Source organism: Arsukibacterium ikkense, assembly GCF_000987775.1.
Taxonomy (GTDB): Bacteria; Pseudomonadota; Gammaproteobacteria; order Enterobacterales; family Alteromonadaceae; genus Alishewanella; species Alishewanella ikkense.
Window position 1 is genome coordinate 92,062 of sequence record NZ_LAHO01000013.1, and the last position, 14,499, is coordinate 106,560.

Genomic DNA, 14,499 nt, shown 5'->3' on the forward strand with positions numbered 1-14,499 from the left:
CATGTTAAGGGTAGCAGGATTATCAATCAGTAAAGAAAGTCTATGCTCCCTACCTTCTGATAAAACAGCTATTGCTGCATTATGATTACCTTGCTAGCATCAGTTAACACTTTTTTTGAGACATGCTATGCACTGGGTGCGATTTTTGATACCGCTGTTACTACTTATGTGTGCTCAGGCGTTTGCCCAGCAGCAATATACGGAGGGTGCCTGCATTTTGCTGGATCAGCAAATACAGCGTTTCAGCCATCAGCCACAAAGCAGCAATTATCGAAATGCCAAGAACGAGTATGAACGGTATTGCCGTAAGCCAAACCCGGTAGTGCCGCGGGAGCCTACCGCGCGGCCCGCGCCTGTACCTGCAGAAACAACGGTGCCAGCACCTCAGCAAAGTTCCGGTAGCAATCAGCAAGCCAAGCCCGAGTTGCCAGCTGAACAAATTGCCGTGCCCGCGCAAGTGGCAGAGTTACTGCTGGCTGAGCCGACTGTTGAACCGGAGCTTGCTACCGAAATCGCAGACACTGCTACGGCTGAGGTAGCTGTACCAACCGTTAGTGAACCATCGCGCATAGTGGTGCCGGCTGCCGGTGTATCAGTACAAATTGATGATGCTGCAAGCGCTGACACTGAATTTAGCGTTGACAAGCTGATCAGCCAATTCCTGAATTACCTGCCATTAATTATTGCCAACATCTTTGCCTTGTTGCTGGCGGTGTTTCTACTGACAAACTGGCTTGGCCTGAATTTGCCTGGCTTTAAAGGCATCTTTGCTGAGTATAAATTAAACCGGCTGTTGCGCTGGCGCCTGGCGCGGGGCTACCGGCATTTTCGTAAACTGAAACTGCTGACGGCTAAAGAGGAACTGGTGGTGGTTGATCACCTGGTGCTTAGCCCATTTGGCATTTTTGTCATTATGGTGAAAGGTTACCGCGGCAGTATTTTTGGCGATGTGGCTGAGGCCAACTGGCTGCGGCAGTATTTTGGGGCTAAAAAGCAGTTTATGAACCCGTTACATCAGAATTTTAAGAATATGGAAGCGGTAAAATATCACTTAGAGTTACACGGCACGCCATTAGCACAGCATGTGCATTCAGTGATTGCTTTTAGCCGGGTAGCACAGTTTAAAACCGAAATGCCGGCCAATGTGACCTATGTTGATACAACCTCTACTTACCTGAAGAAGTTTGAAGAGCCCTGTTTTGACGATGAGCAGCTAAACCGTTTTGCCGCGTTGCTGCGTCAGGCCAGCACAGCTAATTAAGCTTTAAGGTTGCTGTGTTCAAGCCAGGTAAGATATAAGCGTAAATCCAGCTCTAATTGGTGGTAGGCCGGCTCTATATGCTGGCAGAGCTGATAAAAGGCTTTGTTATGGTCTTTTTCACGCAAGTGCGCCAGTTCGTGCACCACCACCATTTGCAATAACGGCAGCGGCAGTTGCTTTAACAGCGCGGCAACCCTGATTTCATTTTTGCTTTTTAATTTGCCGCCCTGCACCCGGCTGATTTGGGTATGGGTACCCAGGGCATTGTTAATGACATGAATTTTCGGGTCAAACACCACTTTGCTAAGCGGCTCGCTGCTTTTCAGCCATTGCCGTTTTAAATCAATAGTTAACGCGTACAGGGCTTTGTCGGTTTGCACCGCATGATTTTGCTCAGGATAGCGCTGTTGTAACACCGTGCCCAGTTTGTTATCAGCCAGCAACTGACGCACTTGCTGTTGCAAAGTGGCAGGGTAATTACGCAGGTACAGCAGATCTTGCATTGTTAATATCCGGTTATTTTTGTTTGCCGCAGGTGTTGAGTTCAGCGCTGTTTCTGAATAAGCTCAACTCAGCCGTTATTGTACCGCAAGGAAGTGTGCATTTTGTCGAAATTGTTTACTCATGGCTTAAACCCATGCCTATTGTTATCCGTTCTAATGTTGCTAACAGGCTGGCGTAAGCACTGAGCAAACCGATTTGCGCTTGTACCAACAGTATTTTACTGCACCAACGCTGCTCCTGGCTTCGGATACCGACCCTATTGCGCCTTTTGACTACTACGCTCCCTGGCAATCGCCAACGGTAACTGTACATAACATCAGCGGCCGCCACCATGCGTTAATGGCCGTTATCAGCCAGCCAGAACATGAGTTAATTCAGCAATGGCTGGCGCTCATTCCACAAAGTTTGCAGCAAACAGAGCAGCAAGCTGAAAAGACTACTCATCCGGTAGCCGCTGAAAGGTTGCTTGCGTATTAGACGCCATAAAATAGCTTTGCCATTGCACCAGCGGCAAGGTGTATTGCACTGTCTGATCTTTATAGCTGACCGTGGTGGTGCCGTCTGGTTGCCAGGCTAAATGGATTAATACCGGCTGACCTGGCGCAATGTCACTGGCCAGGGCTTTGCGAAAAGGTTTATAACCCGGCATGATATATTCAATCATCAGCAGCGCTGTGTCGGCTGCTTTGGGTTGCAGCAATGACACCCGCAGATAGTCATTATCCGGGTCGCCTATCTGTACGTGGGCATAGGCAGTAACATCAATATCTTCTGACGACAGTGGTGTTAGTGACATATTAAAGCTGACACTGGCCGGCGCCATTTCAGGTGGCAACGGATAAAGCCCAAACCTGCCTGGCGGTGCATTCAGCGCTAACAGTTTGGGTTTTATTTTGCTGACATTGTCAGCCAGGTGGCTGGGGGCTGGCGACATGCTATGGTTGGGCTTATCGCTTATTTTATACAGTGTTTCAACCGTGCCTTGGTCAGTGCGCAAGCTTAATTGCTCATCGCTGGCACTAAGCATTTTACTGCACATATTCTGATCATCAGGTGTATAGGGTAACTCTGTAACAATATCAAAATTTTTGTACGTCAGGTTAAGGCAGAACTGGTCGTCGTGCCGGCGCCAGTGGCCGGTAGCAATGTAAAAGGAATCGTTATCAACGCCGTAGGCATAAACGTCGCCCTCACCATAATCAGCTTTTGTACAAAAATCAACCAGCAACCGCTAATACAGATTGCGGCCAGCTAAAAATGGTACCGCACCTGTCATTGCAATTTGTATGTGGCTAAGGCGCAAGTATCCATGCCATGGCTTGCGCTAACACATTTTGCTGCGCAACATGCTCGTCGACCGCTACCTGTCCGCCATAAGCATTGAGATGGCGATCTGCCATGGTGGCGGTGGTCAGCAACAGCTGGGCACCATCGGACAACTGAAAAGAACTGTTTGATGTTGATAAACCACAGCTGTCGCTACCAAATACTCGGCTATGCGCCAGCCCTTTTAACGCGATTAGCGCCGCTTCGCCTGAGCTGGCCACCTGGCGGCTGCTTAATACCGCAATTTTTTGCGCTGGCACTAACAGTTCGTAGTAGGGTTGGACGGTCACTATGGGGCTGGATATAAAGGCAACGCCATCTTCATAACCCCAGCTTGTTTGTACTTCATCAGGGTTAATAAAATACCCGGCTATCCCATTGCCAAGCAGCGGGCCGAGGCCGGCAATCATCGGCCACATGTTGCCGCCTCTGTTATGGCGTAAGTCTACGATCCAACCTCTGATCCCGGCATGATCCTGCTCACGGATACGTTGCTGGATGTTCGTCGCCAGGGCAGTGGCTTCGGCTGAGGTACCCGAAAAGCCGTCAACCCGGATGTAGCCAATATCTTCGTGCTCGGCAACATCACTAAGTACCGTTTCTATGCAAGAAACAGTAGAGGGATAAATGATGGCTGCGCCATTGGCGGGCCGGTAGAAGCTATGGTTGGTATCAATAATTTCCAGGGCCCGACGAATAGCCGGAAACGCCTGCGGGATGGTGCCGGCTGAATTGGCCAGGGTTTTTACTTCACTTTCCAGCTGCGGCCAGTTCACCTGATAACGAGTAACGGCATTAGCCTGCAAAATACCAATAAACTCATCAAGATACTGTGTTACTGCTGCTTTATTGCTTACGGAATCGTCAGAATCGCCGGAGCAGGATAACAGTAGTAACAGCGCTATGCAGAGTAACAATAGTTTTTTCGCCAGTATCATCAGGCTTGATCCTTTTTGGGTGAGTACAAGTTAACAATGTTGATATTTATTGTGAAATTATCTATTTATCGCCCAAAAGTAAACAATAGGTTGCGTTGTGCCTGTCGGTTGCGTTGTGCCTGTCCGCTGCAACATTGATAAGGCCAGTGCGCAGTGGTTTTTCCTGCAACACCACCTGTACCACCGCCACATCATCTTTAAAGGCACCAATAAACCATGCCGCATAAAGCGCGCCCTGATCGCTGTCGCGCTTCACCACCAGGTAATAGGGATTACGGTGATAGTTGTAAACAGCATTTTCAGGTGACAGCGTATCACCCAGGGCTTTCGCTTGTCTGGCGCTGCCACATTGTTCAGTGTGACACTGGAAAAGTACCTGGAAACCGGCTTGCTCAGCAGCTGCAAGATAGTTTTGAAACAGTTGCAGGCTGGAGCTGTTGCTGATCATATAAAAATGCTGATGCAAGCTGCCAGCGGTAACCAGGCTGGCGTCTGTTGTCGCAACATCGGCTGTTAAGAATATGCGGTACTGCTCGTATTCCTGAGCCAGCGAAGAGCGCAGTTTGGCGTTGGGGTACGCACTGAATATCGGTGCCGCCTGGTTGGCCATAGCGACTAAAGGCATTAGGCCCGCTAACCAGCCAAGGGTGAAAAATAAACAGCAAAGTAGGTTTTGTTTCATGGTAAGTCCCTTTAAGGTTTGGCCATCAAACATTGGCCTGCACTGATAATGTTACTTTAATGTAATTTTCCGGCATTGCAAAGCCAAGCATTACAGTGGTTGGCAAATAGCGGCTGAGCTGAGACAATCTGCCTTTATCTGGCCGCTGAGAGCATTATGGAAGGCACACCCAAACAACCATCAAATTTATCGTTGTTACTGCAAAGTTTGCTGGATGAAGCGCAACAGTTACCTGACGCTGGCAAGGTGGCGGATTATATTCCGGCACTGGCTGCGGTGGCACCGGATCAGATTGGCCTGGCGGTCGCCACCATTGATGGTCAGGTGCACAGTGCAGGTGATGCCGATACCGCCTTTTCCATTCAAAGCGTGTCGAAAATATTTGGTTTGGTGCAGGCGATGAACCGCAAAGGTGATAGCTTGTGGCAGCGGGTGCATATGGAGCCATCCGGCCAGCCGTTTAACTCTATTGTGCAGTTGGAATGGGAGCATGGCATTCCGCGTAACCCCTTTATTAACGCCGGTGCGCTGGTTGTTGCTGATATGTTGGTTAGCCATTATTCGGCCAGCAAAGCAGCAGCGCTGACCTTTATCCGCCGGCTGGCGCTGACTGAACAAATATGGGTAGATAATGCGGTGTATCATTCCGAAAAAGAGCATGGTAACCGCAATGCAGCGCTGGCCTACCTGATGAAAAGCTTTGGCAATATTGAAGCGGAAGTGCCGGATGTATTGGATCATTATTTTTATCAATGCTCGGTTGAAATGAGCTGTAAACAGCTGGCGCTGAGCCTGCTGTTTTTAGCCAACCGCGGTATACACCCGGTTAATGAGCAAAGCATCTGCAGCCGGCGCGATGCGCACCGGGTAAATGCCATTTTATCCACCAGTGGCATGTATGATCAATCTGGCGAATTTGCCTTTACCGTCGGTTTGCCCGCGAAAAGCGGTGTGGGTGGCGGTATCGCCGCCATAGTCCCCAACTATGGGGTAATTGCCGCCTGGAGCCCGAAGCTGAACAATTTTGGTAACTCGTGCCGTGGTATGCATATGATTACCCAGCTGGCCGGGCAACTGGGCTTATCGGTGTATTAACCTTGCCGGCTAAGCTATGTTAAAACAACAGCGATATTCACTACATTGAGGGACTCATGTTAAAGCAATTACTTAGCACTGTTATTATTGGTTTATCACTGCTGCTGATGAGCTGTAAGCCGGTGCCGCAGCAAGCTGGGCAACAGCTGGCTATGCCGCCAACCGATGTTGGCGCTAGCCTGCAACAGGCTAAAGCTCAGGGCGCTGGCGAGCTTACTGTCTTGTATGTGGCGGCTGAGGGCTTTGCTTACACCAATAAGCAGCAGCAATTAACTGGCGTGACGGTAGAGATAATGCGTGATTTTGCTGCCTGGCTTAATGCTTCTGGGCAACTGGCGGTAAGCCTGAATTTTGTAGAGGAAACCGACTGGACCCGCTTTTATCAGCGCATAGTGGCGGCCGATGGTGGGGTGTTTGGTCTGGGTAATGTTACTATTACCGAGGCCAGGGCGCAGCAGCTGCAGTTTTCGCCGGCCTATTTAAATAATGTGGCCGTGCTGATTAGCCATGCTGACATCGCAGAACTTCAAAACCTTGAGCAATTAGCAACCAGCTTTGCCGGCATGCAACCACTGGCATTTAGTGGCACTCTGCATGAAGTGCGGATCAGGGCATTGCGGGATCAATATCAGCCTGGCATAGAGATTGGCCGTACTGGTTCTAACCAGCAATTGCTGGAACTGGTGGCCTCCGGTGCCTGGTATAGCTATGTTGATGCCTATAACCTCTGGCGCGCTCAGCAACAAGGTATGCCACTACGCCACCACCCGGTAGCCAACGACAGCGGTGAAACTTTTGGTATTATTATGCCGCTGAATAACGATTGGGCAGGGTTAATGGCCGAGTTTTTTAATGCCGGCCAGGGTTATCGTAATACCGAGCGTTATCAGCAGATTTTACAGCAGCACCTTGGGGCAGAACTCACGGCGATACTGGAGCAAGCCCGCTTAGCGCAGCCCTAAGCCAAGTGTTAACGTTTATACTGCGTTGGGCAATAAGCCCGGTTTATTTCCGGGCTGCGTATTTTAAGATGTTTAGTGGCGCGGCCGCTGACCCGGGCTCGCCATAGCCGGAACGAGCCGGGCTTGAGTTCGCGGCGCATTAATTTAATCACTGCTGGTTCAGTTAAGCCATACAACTGCTCAATAGCTTCAAACGGCGTTCTGTCTTCCCAGGCCATTTCAATGACTCTTGATAAGTCAGCGGCATTGAGGGTGATGCTCATATTGAGTTAGCCTGCTCAGAGGTTATAAATTTATCGCCCAGCAAACCAGCGCCTAAATGCCCCACCTTCACATAAATAAGCGCGCCCTCTGCGCCTGTAAAGGGTGCATGTTGACTGTAGCGCGGGCTTCGCAGCCAGCTGCCTGCCGGGTACTGGCCCTGCTCGTCACAAAACAGGCCCTCCAATACCAGTATTTCTTCACCGCCAACATGGGTATGGCGGTTAAACTGGGTGTGCGGTGCCCAACGTACCAGTGCGGTACTCACGCCATCGTGCTCATGTAGCGGCAATACCGACAAGCCTGGCACCAGGCCAGGCCGCCATTGTTGCTGTCGGGTATTTAACACCAGCTGCTGCTGATCTGTGGCGGCAAACTGCCAGAGTTTCACCAGTAAGGTGCAGCCGTTTGCTGAAAAGGGTTGATGCGATGTGCCGGGTGGATTTCTAAGATAAGTGCCGGCCGGGTAGTCGCCATGCTCATCACTGAAGATACCTTCCAGTACCAGTATTTCTTCGCCACCATCATGGGTGTGGCCGCTGTAGCCGCTACCGGCAGCATAACGTACGATACTGGTGGCACGCGCCACTTCGCCGCCGGCTCTGTCCAGCATCATGCGGCTGACCCCGGCTAACGGTGAATCAATAAATGTGTACGCAGCAGGCAGTATCAGTGCCCGCTGGCTAAAGTCGCTGTTTAACTGCATTAGCCCTTAACCCTTAACCAAAGTGGCAGAAGCACAGCTTATTGCCATCAGCGTCTTTGATATAGGCACCGTAAAACTTACCGGCAATGCGCTGACCCGGTGCGCCATCACAGCTGGCACCAAGGGCAATGGCTTTGTGATAAAGGGCATCAACCTTTTCTTTAGAGCCTGGCTGAAACGACACCATATTACCATTGCCCGGGTTAGCGGCTTGCTGGTTAAACGGCTCGCACACTGCCAACATCGGCTGCGCCATGCTTTTCCCAAAAAAGGCAATGCGACCCATATCCAGCAGGTTTTTACCGCCGAGCTCTGCCAGCAATTCGCCATAAAATGCTTTAGCGCTGGTTAAGTTATTTACACCTAAGGTTACATAGCTGATCATCAGAATACTCCGGTTACTTACTCACAATTACATTGAGCAAAGTATACGCAGAACAAGCCTAACCAGAGCACTAGTTTTTACTTTAATTCATGGTTTTCACTATCAACACATCACAGGGCGTATGCCGGGTTAAATAGTGCGCTGTATCACCAAACAGCACAGAACTGATATTGCGTTGATGGCTGTTGCCAATGATGGCCAGCTGGCATTGGAAATGCTGCACGGCCTTTGGTACTTCGTCATTGGGCAGGCCTCCACTCAGATGAACATCGTCTGCAGCCAGGTGATAGGCTTCGATATAAGGTGTCAGTTTTTCGGTGTGTTGCTGCTGGATGTTGGTCAATGGCGTAAAGCCGTTGTTGATTTAATGGGGAATTTTCATGCTGTAATCGTCAGTCTGATAGCTATTTAGCACGTGCAGGTGCTGAGTGCCTTGCAGCGACATTTGTTCACCAATCGTCAGGATATTATGGTACAGATCATACTGCAGTTACGCCGCGAAAGTGTTGGCCAACACCCAGATTCGATCGATACCCTGGCCGGGCCGTTCCCGGCAATAAAAAGTAGCAATTTGCAACTGGCCACCATTGCACTGCAACAGCAGGGCGCAAGGCGGCAAGACGACTCTGTACCTTAACCATGCAATCATGCTGTAAAATTAATTGTTAGTGAGCAAAGTAACTTAGCTGTTCGCTGCTGGCATACCGGTTCAGCGTTTCAGTAATATAGACCTTATGTGGTGATTGCTCTGAAATAACATAGTAGGCATCAATATGTTCCAGTACCTTATACTGGTAATGTTTTTCAAAAGACAGTTTGTGTTGTTGCAAATAATGATCAAAGGGGGCCTGGTAAGTCAGAAGAGCGGTGCTGCGGTCTCTTACAAACATTTCTACCGCGCTAATACTGTCTGGTAAGTCAATGAAACTAAAACCCTTAGCTGCCATAACCTCACGTTGGCCGTGATAATCAAAGCCACGAATGGCAGCAATAGTGGGTTTATCTGGTGCTGCAGCAGAACTGTTGGACAGTAAGATTAATGACAGCTGTGCAAAGGGCGTTTGAATAAAACTAATATTTGCCGGTAGAGCCTGGGTGTGTTTGATATTGATGGTTAGGTCTACCTCACCATTTTGTAGCATTTTATATAAGCGGGCCGGTGGCGCGCATACCGTAGTAAGCCTGATATTCCCTTGTTGCAGGATATTGCGGGTTAATTCTACAGCTTCGCCGCCGCAATTATCATTATCGGTCATCACGAAATAGGGTGGAAAATTATGTACTCCCAGGCGAATTTCAAAGTCTGCATTAGCCTGTACACTCAGAGATAGCAGCAGAAGCAGTAATGTACGCATAATTAGCCTTGCTAAACAATCTATCTTCATACTACCGCAAAGCGCCCGGTTAACAATGTGGCAGCGGAAATTATACCACTGGTCGGAGTTTAGCGGTGGTTTTCCCCCGGCGCTGCTGCAGGCAGCGTAAGCGTAACATCCAGGCCACCGGCGCTATTTCGTTTAAAACTCAACTGACCATGGTGCAAGGCAACAATGTGTTTAACAATGGATAAACCTAATCCGGCGCCGTCAGAGTTCTGATGTTGTTGATGGCGGTAAAAGCGGTCTCCCAACCGGCTGATATCAGGTTCAACTGCACCACCGTTGCTGATGCGGATAGTGGTTATCTCTGCATTTTGTTGCGTGGTTACCTGCACCACACCGTCCGTAACAGAATATTTAGCCGCGTTGTCTAACACATTACGCAGCACACTTTGCAACAAGGTACTGTCACCGTAGACCTCACAACTATTATCCAGCTCCAACTGCCAGTTCACTTTATCCAGCAACTTTATTGGCAGCTGTGACAGGCTTTGATGTAACAGCGGTGTGAGTGCCACTATAGCGCAGTTTATCTGCCGCAAGTGGTCCAGTCGGGCGATAGACAGCAGCTGATCGACCAGATGCGACATCCGCTTACTGCCTTCTGTGATGGCGTTGATTGCTTCAGCTATCTCAACTGGATCTTTGGCACTACTCAGGTTTTGTGCGTGCAACTGCAAAATGCTTAACGGTGTGCGTAGTTCATGTGAGGCATCTGCGACGAAACGTTTTTCCTGTTGTAAATAGCGGCGGATCCGTTGCAGCAGGCTATTAATTGCGCCTTGGATAGGTTGCAATTCGCTTGGCAGCGCCAGTTGTATTTCATGCAGTTGCTCAGGTGTTTTATTTGCAACCTGTTGCTGCAACTGATTCAGCGGTCGTAGTACCAGTTTAATAACCAGATAAATTAGCAGGCTAAGCGGTAACATCATAAACAGGATAGGCCGCACCTGCGCCTGGGCAATGTGGGCGCCCAGCTCTTCGCGGATATCTTCACGTTGGGCAGTAAACACCCATAAATTATGTTCGGGCACAAAATAGCTAAAGGTTACCCACAAGGTGCCGTGCTCGGTGATTTCATGGTAGCCGGCCTCACGCTTTGGCGTTGGAAACTGCAACGCATTTTCCGATAGCATAATCAGCTTGTCACCCTGCTGGGCCTGAAAAGCAATTTTGCCCTCGTACTTATGGCCATCGAGCAACCGCTCTTGCTGGGCGCTTAGTGCTTCACCCATTTCGGTAATATGTGGCACCGCGATTACCAGCGGTTCGGTATTGGTTTGTGGTAAAGGGTTGCTGCTTAGCAACAGGCTGATTAACTTGGCACTGCGTGCCAGTTCGGCATCATAAATTTCATCCAGTTCGTGCAGCGCATCATGGTAAGATATCCAGGCATTTAAGCTCAGGGTTCCCAGCATCAACAGATTAATTCCCAATAACAGATAAAACTTAATACTGTTAATGGCCATACTGAGTTACCAACATATAGCCCACCCCACGTACTGTTTTAATCACATCGGCTGAGAGTTTTTTGCGCAAATTGTGAATGTGCACTTCGATAGCGTTGCTTTCATTGTCTCCATCCCAACCGTAGCTCAGTTCTTCCAGTTGTTGGCGCGATAAAATCCGATCGGGCTTAAGCATAAATTCTTTCAGCAGCATAAATTCGCGCAGGGTCAGGTTGACATCCTGCTGCTGAAACTGACAATGGTGGTTTTGCAGGTTCAGGCTGATGCCAGCCAATTGCAGGTTGTCATCTGTGCGCTGCTGCTGGCGGCGGCAAAGTACCCTGATCCGCGCCTCCAGTTCCAATACGTCTATCGGCTTAACCAGGTAGTCATCAGCGCCGCTGTTCAGGGCGGTAAGCTTGGTTTCCAGCTGGCTTTGTGCGGTAAGTACCAAAATGGGCATCGTTACGCCACCGTGGCGTAGCTGCCGGATAATGTCCAGCGCAAAGCCATCCGGCAGGCCCAAATCGAGGATCATCAGCTCAAAGCTGCTGCCCTGTGCCGCCAGCAGTGCTTGGCTGCCTGTGGTACACAATTCCGGCTGATAGCCCATTCGCTTCAAACGGGTAATCATGCCCTTGGCCAGCAGTTCATCATCTTCTACCAGTAAAATACGCATCAGATTGTTCTTCTTTTAGCTGTTACGGCAAGCGGATAGCAGGTCTAGTTCAGGTCTTAGTGTTGTCGTTTTTACCGCAAATAGCGATAGCATTGTATCAAAAATATTATCGTGACTAAGGTTGGCTTTTTGCTGCAGGCAGTTGTGGTTCAGCTTGGTGTTATGGCTTAAACTATCCGACAACCAAAACAGCATCGGCACTTTTGTTTGTGCCTCTGGAGCCATCCAGTAAGGTAGCCCATGCAAATAAACGCCGTTTTCACCCAGTGATTCGCCATGGTCTGATACGTAAACTAACGCGGTGTCATAACGCTCATTGAATGATTCTAGCAAAGTGATGGTATTGTCCAGCAGTAAGTCGGTGCTAACGATAGCATTGTCATACGCGTTTATAATCTGTTGCTGCTCACATTCATTCAGTAGGTTGGTTCGGCACTCCGGTAAAAATACCTTATGTTGCTCCAGGCTGCGTTTGTAATATTCCGGCCCATGGTTACCTTGTTGATGCAATACGATTAACTGCGAATTGGCGCTGTCCTGCTGCAGAATGCGTTGTGTTAACCCCTCCAGCAGTGCCAGGTCCGGGCAAGCGCCATCGTTGCAATGATACCGACTATTAATAGCAAACTGGCTGTCTGGTTGAACCCGATCACACATAGATTTACAGCCAGAGTTATTATTGCGCCACAGCACCTTAATACCAGCGCGTTGCAGCACATCCAGCACATTGTCGGAATGTTTTGCTACGGCTTCATCGTAGTTATCTTTGGTGAGATGACTAAGCAGGCAGGGTACGGAGATCGCGGTAGCCGTGCCGCACGCGCTGATAGCACCAAAATTAATTAACTTACGCTGTGCCAGGTTAGGCGTCGTATCATGGGGGTAACCATTAATGCCTAAATGGTCAGCTCGCACGGTTTCGCCCAGCACAAAAATGATTAATCTGGGTTTGGCCCCCGGGGGAAGCTGCTGCACTGCATCTGTGGCATAGCTCTGATGGCTGCGGGGGCTGGCGGGAGTTGCAGCAAGCAAACCAATAGTTGCTGTCAGGGCACTTAGCGGCAAAGTTTGCTGCTTAAGGTAGCGATGCTCGCGAAACACGCTGGCATAAGTTTGAAACTGACTGGCTACCAGCACTATAGTCAGGCTTAGCGTGCCGAGCAGCACCGCCCAATAGCGAAGCGCTGAGCGGATTTTGTTAGCTGTTGCCAGTGGCGTTTTTGCAGCAACCGGAATCAGCAATAACAGTGCCGCAGGCAAGACTAAATTAAACAGAAAATACGGCAGCATCTTAACGCTAAGCAAGCCGTATATTTCGGTGGTATCCGTCTCCATGGCGTTTTTAAGCATATGCTTGTCGATAACCACGCCATAGTTAAGCATAAAATATTGACTGCACGCACAGACAACAATAAGCGTAATTAGCCAGGGTTTTTGCCAGCGACCTTCACCTGCCAGTTGGCATAAAAACAAGTTTATTAAAAGTAATAGGGTAGTAAGGCTAACAGTGATACTAGTATTGGCTATTGCCAGCATACTGTTGATAAATATCTGATTATAGCCCGCGGTAAGCAGTAGAGCGCTTAGCAAATTTAGTTGCCATGGACTTAACGGCCACACTGCAAATATGCCGTGGAACGGTTTTGCAGATGTTTCAGAGTGTGTCAGCATAATAAGCGCAACATAATAAACTTACATACAATCATGCTATGCAGACATTAAGTGCAGCTTAAGTAAGCTTGGTGTTTGTTAGTGTTTTTTCAGGTGTGAAAAACAATGAGAAAACGATTTTGGCGCAGCAAATGCAGATAAATAAGGTTGTAATGTCGTGTGACATAAAATGGGCACCGCGCAGCTGCTGCGTAATGCCCAGCACCAGCCCACCAACCAAACCGGCAGTTAAACCAATAAAACGGTACTCAGGCCGGCTGTGCCGGAAAAAATAATACAGCGCTACCCAGGCATAGCCGACACTGGCATGGCCGGCCGGAAAGCAGCGGCTGTAAGTTAAATAAGAGGGGCGTGGCTGCAATAAGTGAATATAGGGCTCACTACCGCCAAACAGCAGCAGGCTCCACGGGCAAGCAATATTGGTGATAGCTTTAAAATAAGCAACAAGTGCAAAAGCGCTTATCAGCGAGAGTGTTAGCGCCAGATAAGCTTTACTCAAGGCAGGTTTGGTTTTATCCAGCCAATGGTAATAGACTGTGGCGTGCAGCACGGCCAGTGCAAACAGGTAGTTGAGTTTGCGCGCACCTTTATGCATGATCTCTTCAGTTAACCAATGATTTCTGAGTGCCCATTGGTTGCCCTCTAAGGCATAAAACTGTGATGCCAGCCAAATGTCGACGCCACCGATATCAAGCAGCAGCATAAATGCCAGATAAACTGTCAACAGCATACAAAACGTTCTGTTAAGCATGCATTGGCGCAGCACTAGCATAAAATAATGCCCCATACCGAAGCGGCGCTTAGTAAACTAAATAACACTGCAGCTGAGGCAATATCCTTAGCTTTGCCGCTTAGCAGGTGATGCTCTGCACCAATCCGGTCTACCACCACTTCAACGGCAGTGTTAAGCAGCTCAATTATAAAAACGAATAATAGTGAAAATACCAGCAAGGCACGCTCAGCGGCGCTGACATTTACTAGCATCGCCACGGGCAATAGTACTAACATGGCTACGACCTCTTGCCTGAGCGCCGCTTCAGTGTACAAGCCAGCTTTTAAACCCTGCCAGGAGTACTTGCTGGCAAACCACAGCCGGCTAAGCCCTTTTGCTTCAGATTTCATTTAAATCTCCCTCAAGTTAGCACTACACAAAGGCTAATCGCTGCAGCTTAAGTTTTGCTTAAGCTTTAACTAATAGCATG

19 protein-coding genes are annotated in these 14,499 nt (G+C 49.1%); 5 read left to right on the forward strand and 14 right to left on the reverse strand.

All coding sequences use genetic code 11. The features are described 5' to 3' along the window. The first annotated feature begins 145 nt into the window (after positions 1 to 145). On the forward strand, positions 146 to 1,261 hold the full coding sequence (locus WG68_RS19180) for a nuclease-related domain-containing protein (protein WP_161796368.1): 1,116 nt from the start codon (positions 146 to 148) through the stop codon (positions 1,259 to 1,261). Here the strand turns inward: WG68_RS19180 and WG68_RS13535 are convergent. Continuing rightward, entirely contained in the window at positions 1,258 to 1,764 is a 507-nt protein-coding gene (locus WG68_RS13535) for a M48 metallopeptidase family protein (protein WP_046558236.1), read from the reverse strand. The genes WG68_RS19180 and WG68_RS13535 overlap by 4 nt on opposite strands. 196 nt (positions 1,765 to 1,960) lie before the next feature. Here WG68_RS13535 and WG68_RS13545 point away from each other — a divergent pair, with 196 nt between their 5' ends. Beyond that, positions 1,961 to 2,242 carry a hypothetical protein gene (locus WG68_RS13545; RefSeq protein ID WP_046558238.1) on the forward strand — a complete coding sequence of 94 codons (282 nt, stop codon included), beginning with the start codon at positions 1,961 to 1,963 and terminating at the stop codon, positions 2,240 to 2,242. Here the strand turns inward: WG68_RS13545 and WG68_RS13550 are convergent. From WG68_RS13550 to WG68_RS13560, 3 genes are all read right to left on the reverse strand, one after another. Further along, on the reverse strand, positions 2,202 to 2,993 hold the full coding sequence (locus WG68_RS13550) for a hypothetical protein (protein ID WP_046558239.1): 792 nt from the start codon (positions 2,991 to 2,993) through the stop codon (positions 2,202 to 2,204). The two genes, WG68_RS13545 and WG68_RS13550, sit on opposite strands and share 41 nt — an antisense overlap. Positions 2,994 to 3,057: 64 nt before the next feature. Further along, entirely contained in the window at positions 3,058 to 4,029 is a 972-nt protein-coding gene (locus WG68_RS13555; RefSeq protein ID WP_052749100.1) for a S41 family peptidase, read from the reverse strand. Between the two features lie 61 nt (positions 4,030 to 4,090). Then, entirely contained in the window at positions 4,091 to 4,711 is a 621-nt protein-coding gene (locus tag WG68_RS13560; RefSeq protein ID WP_152663113.1) for a hypothetical protein, read from the reverse strand. Between the two features lie 156 nt (positions 4,712 to 4,867). Between WG68_RS13560 and glsB the strand changes: the two genes are divergently transcribed. Continuing rightward, on the forward strand, positions 4,868 to 5,806 hold the full coding sequence (gene glsB, locus WG68_RS13565) for a glutaminase B (RefSeq protein WP_046558241.1): 939 nt from the start codon (positions 4,868 to 4,870) through the stop codon (positions 5,804 to 5,806). A 56-nt stretch (positions 5,807 to 5,862) separates the two neighbouring features. Then, the gene (locus WG68_RS13570; RefSeq protein WP_083981891.1) at positions 5,863 to 6,768 is read left to right on the forward strand and encodes a substrate-binding periplasmic protein; all 906 of its coding nucleotides are present in this window, start codon (positions 5,863 to 5,865) and stop codon (positions 6,766 to 6,768) included. An 8-nt stretch (positions 6,769 to 6,776) separates the two neighbouring features. On the opposite strand, the gene WG68_RS13575 is transcribed toward WG68_RS13570, so the two are convergent. The 4 genes from WG68_RS13575 to WG68_RS13590 all read right to left on the reverse strand — a co-directional run bounded on the left by WG68_RS13575 (position 6,777) and on the right by WG68_RS13590 (position 8,463). After that, on the reverse strand, positions 6,777 to 7,031 hold the full coding sequence (locus tag WG68_RS13575) for a TIGR03643 family protein (protein ID WP_046558242.1): 255 nt from the start codon (positions 7,029 to 7,031) through the stop codon (positions 6,777 to 6,779). Continuing rightward, positions 7,028 to 7,735 (reverse strand): cupin domain-containing protein, encoded by a 708-nt coding sequence (locus WG68_RS13580; RefSeq protein ID WP_046558243.1) that lies wholly within the window; start codon positions 7,733 to 7,735, stop codon positions 7,028 to 7,030. Before WG68_RS13580 ends, WG68_RS13575 begins: the two co-directional genes overlap by 4 nt. Before the next feature lie 13 nt (positions 7,736 to 7,748). Then, positions 7,749 to 8,120 carry a VOC family protein gene (locus WG68_RS13585; protein ID WP_046558244.1) on the reverse strand — a complete coding sequence of 124 codons (372 nt, stop codon included), beginning with the start codon at positions 8,118 to 8,120 and terminating at the stop codon, positions 7,749 to 7,751. Between the two features lie 82 nt (positions 8,121 to 8,202). After that, a complete protein-coding gene (locus tag WG68_RS13590) occupies positions 8,203 to 8,463 on the reverse strand; it encodes a universal stress protein (RefSeq protein WP_046558245.1) in 261 nt (86 codons plus the stop codon). Between the two features lie 126 nt (positions 8,464 to 8,589). Here WG68_RS13590 and WG68_RS19665 point away from each other — a divergent pair, with 126 nt between their 5' ends. Beyond that, positions 8,590 to 8,757, forward strand: a complete 168-nt coding sequence (locus WG68_RS19665; protein ID WP_161796369.1) for a hypothetical protein — start codon at positions 8,590 to 8,592, stop codon at positions 8,755 to 8,757. 28 nt (positions 8,758 to 8,785) lie between these two features. Here the strand turns inward: WG68_RS19665 and WG68_RS13600 are convergent, their stop codons facing one another. The 6 genes from WG68_RS13600 to WG68_RS13625 all read right to left on the reverse strand — a co-directional run bounded on the left by WG68_RS13600 (position 8,786) and on the right by WG68_RS13625 (position 14,419). Further along, positions 8,786 to 9,475 (reverse strand): transporter substrate-binding domain-containing protein, encoded by a 690-nt coding sequence (locus tag WG68_RS13600; protein WP_046558247.1) that lies wholly within the window; start codon positions 9,473 to 9,475, stop codon positions 8,786 to 8,788. A gap of 89 nt (positions 9,476 to 9,564) precedes the next feature. Beyond that, positions 9,565 to 10,968 carry a sensor histidine kinase gene (locus tag WG68_RS13605; RefSeq protein WP_046558248.1) on the reverse strand — a complete coding sequence of 468 codons (1,404 nt, stop codon included), beginning with the start codon at positions 10,966 to 10,968 and terminating at the stop codon, positions 9,565 to 9,567. Further along, a complete protein-coding gene (locus WG68_RS13610) occupies positions 10,958 to 11,626 on the reverse strand; it encodes a winged helix-turn-helix domain-containing protein (protein ID WP_046558249.1) in 669 nt (222 codons plus the stop codon). The genes WG68_RS13605 and WG68_RS13610 overlap by 11 nt, the downstream gene beginning before the upstream one ends. Before the next feature lie 15 nt (positions 11,627 to 11,641). Further along, positions 11,642 to 13,297 (reverse strand): phosphoethanolamine transferase, encoded by a 1,656-nt coding sequence (locus WG68_RS13615; RefSeq protein WP_046558250.1) that lies wholly within the window; start codon positions 13,295 to 13,297, stop codon positions 11,642 to 11,644. A 58-nt stretch (positions 13,298 to 13,355) separates the two neighbouring features. Further along, the gene (locus WG68_RS13620; protein ID WP_161796371.1) at positions 13,356 to 14,027 is read right to left on the reverse strand and encodes a phosphatase PAP2 family protein; all 672 of its coding nucleotides are present in this window, start codon (positions 14,025 to 14,027) and stop codon (positions 13,356 to 13,358) included. 35 nt (positions 14,028 to 14,062) lie between these two features. Beyond that, positions 14,063 to 14,419, reverse strand: coding sequence for a diacylglycerol kinase (locus WG68_RS13625; RefSeq protein ID WP_046558251.1), 357 nt, complete (start codon positions 14,417 to 14,419; stop codon positions 14,063 to 14,065). Positions 14,420 to 14,499: the final 80 nt, after the last annotated feature.

Excerpts from the sequence above, each read along its gene's own strand:
- WG68_RS13535 (WP_046558236.1), bottom strand. The coding sequence starts at position 1,764 with ATGCAAGATCTGCTGTACCTGCGTAATTACCCTGCCACTTTGCAACAG.
- WG68_RS13555 (WP_052749100.1), bottom strand. The coding sequence starts at position 4,029 with ATGATACTGGCGAAAAAACTATTGTTACTCTGCATAGCGCTGTTACTA.
- WG68_RS13560 (WP_152663113.1), bottom strand. The coding sequence starts at position 4,711 with ATGAAACAAAACCTACTTTGCTGTTTATTTTTCACCCTTGGCTGGTTA.
- glsB (WP_046558241.1), top strand. The coding sequence starts at position 4,868 with ATGGAAGGCACACCCAAACAACCATCAAATTTATCGTTGTTACTGCAA.
- WG68_RS13570 (WP_083981891.1), top strand. The coding sequence starts at position 5,863 with ATGTTAAAGCAATTACTTAGCACTGTTATTATTGGTTTATCACTGCTG.
- WG68_RS13575 (WP_046558242.1), bottom strand. The coding sequence starts at position 7,031 with ATGAGCATCACCCTCAATGCCGCTGACTTATCAAGAGTCATTGAAATG.
- WG68_RS13580 (WP_046558243.1), bottom strand. The coding sequence starts at position 7,735 with ATGCAGTTAAACAGCGACTTTAGCCAGCGGGCACTGATACTGCCTGCT.
- WG68_RS13585 (WP_046558244.1), bottom strand. The coding sequence starts at position 8,120 with ATGATCAGCTATGTAACCTTAGGTGTAAATAACTTAACCAGCGCTAAA.
- WG68_RS19665 (WP_161796369.1), top strand. The coding sequence starts at position 8,590 with ATGGTACAGATCATACTGCAGTTACGCCGCGAAAGTGTTGGCCAACAC.
- WG68_RS13600 (WP_046558247.1), bottom strand. The coding sequence starts at position 9,475 with ATGCGTACATTACTGCTTCTGCTGCTATCTCTGAGTGTACAGGCTAAT.
- WG68_RS13605 (WP_046558248.1), bottom strand. The coding sequence starts at position 10,968 with ATGGCCATTAACAGTATTAAGTTTTATCTGTTATTGGGAATTAATCTG.
- WG68_RS13610 (WP_046558249.1), bottom strand. The coding sequence starts at position 11,626 with ATGCGTATTTTACTGGTAGAAGATGATGAACTGCTGGCCAAGGGCATG.
- WG68_RS13615 (WP_046558250.1), bottom strand. The coding sequence starts at position 13,297 with ATGCTGACACACTCTGAAACATCTGCAAAACCGTTCCACGGCATATTT.
- WG68_RS13620 (WP_161796371.1), bottom strand. The coding sequence starts at position 14,027 with ATGCTGTTGACAGTTTATCTGGCATTTATGCTGCTGCTTGATATCGGT.
- WG68_RS13625 (WP_046558251.1), bottom strand. The coding sequence starts at position 14,419 with ATGAAATCTGAAGCAAAAGGGCTTAGCCGGCTGTGGTTTGCCAGCAAG.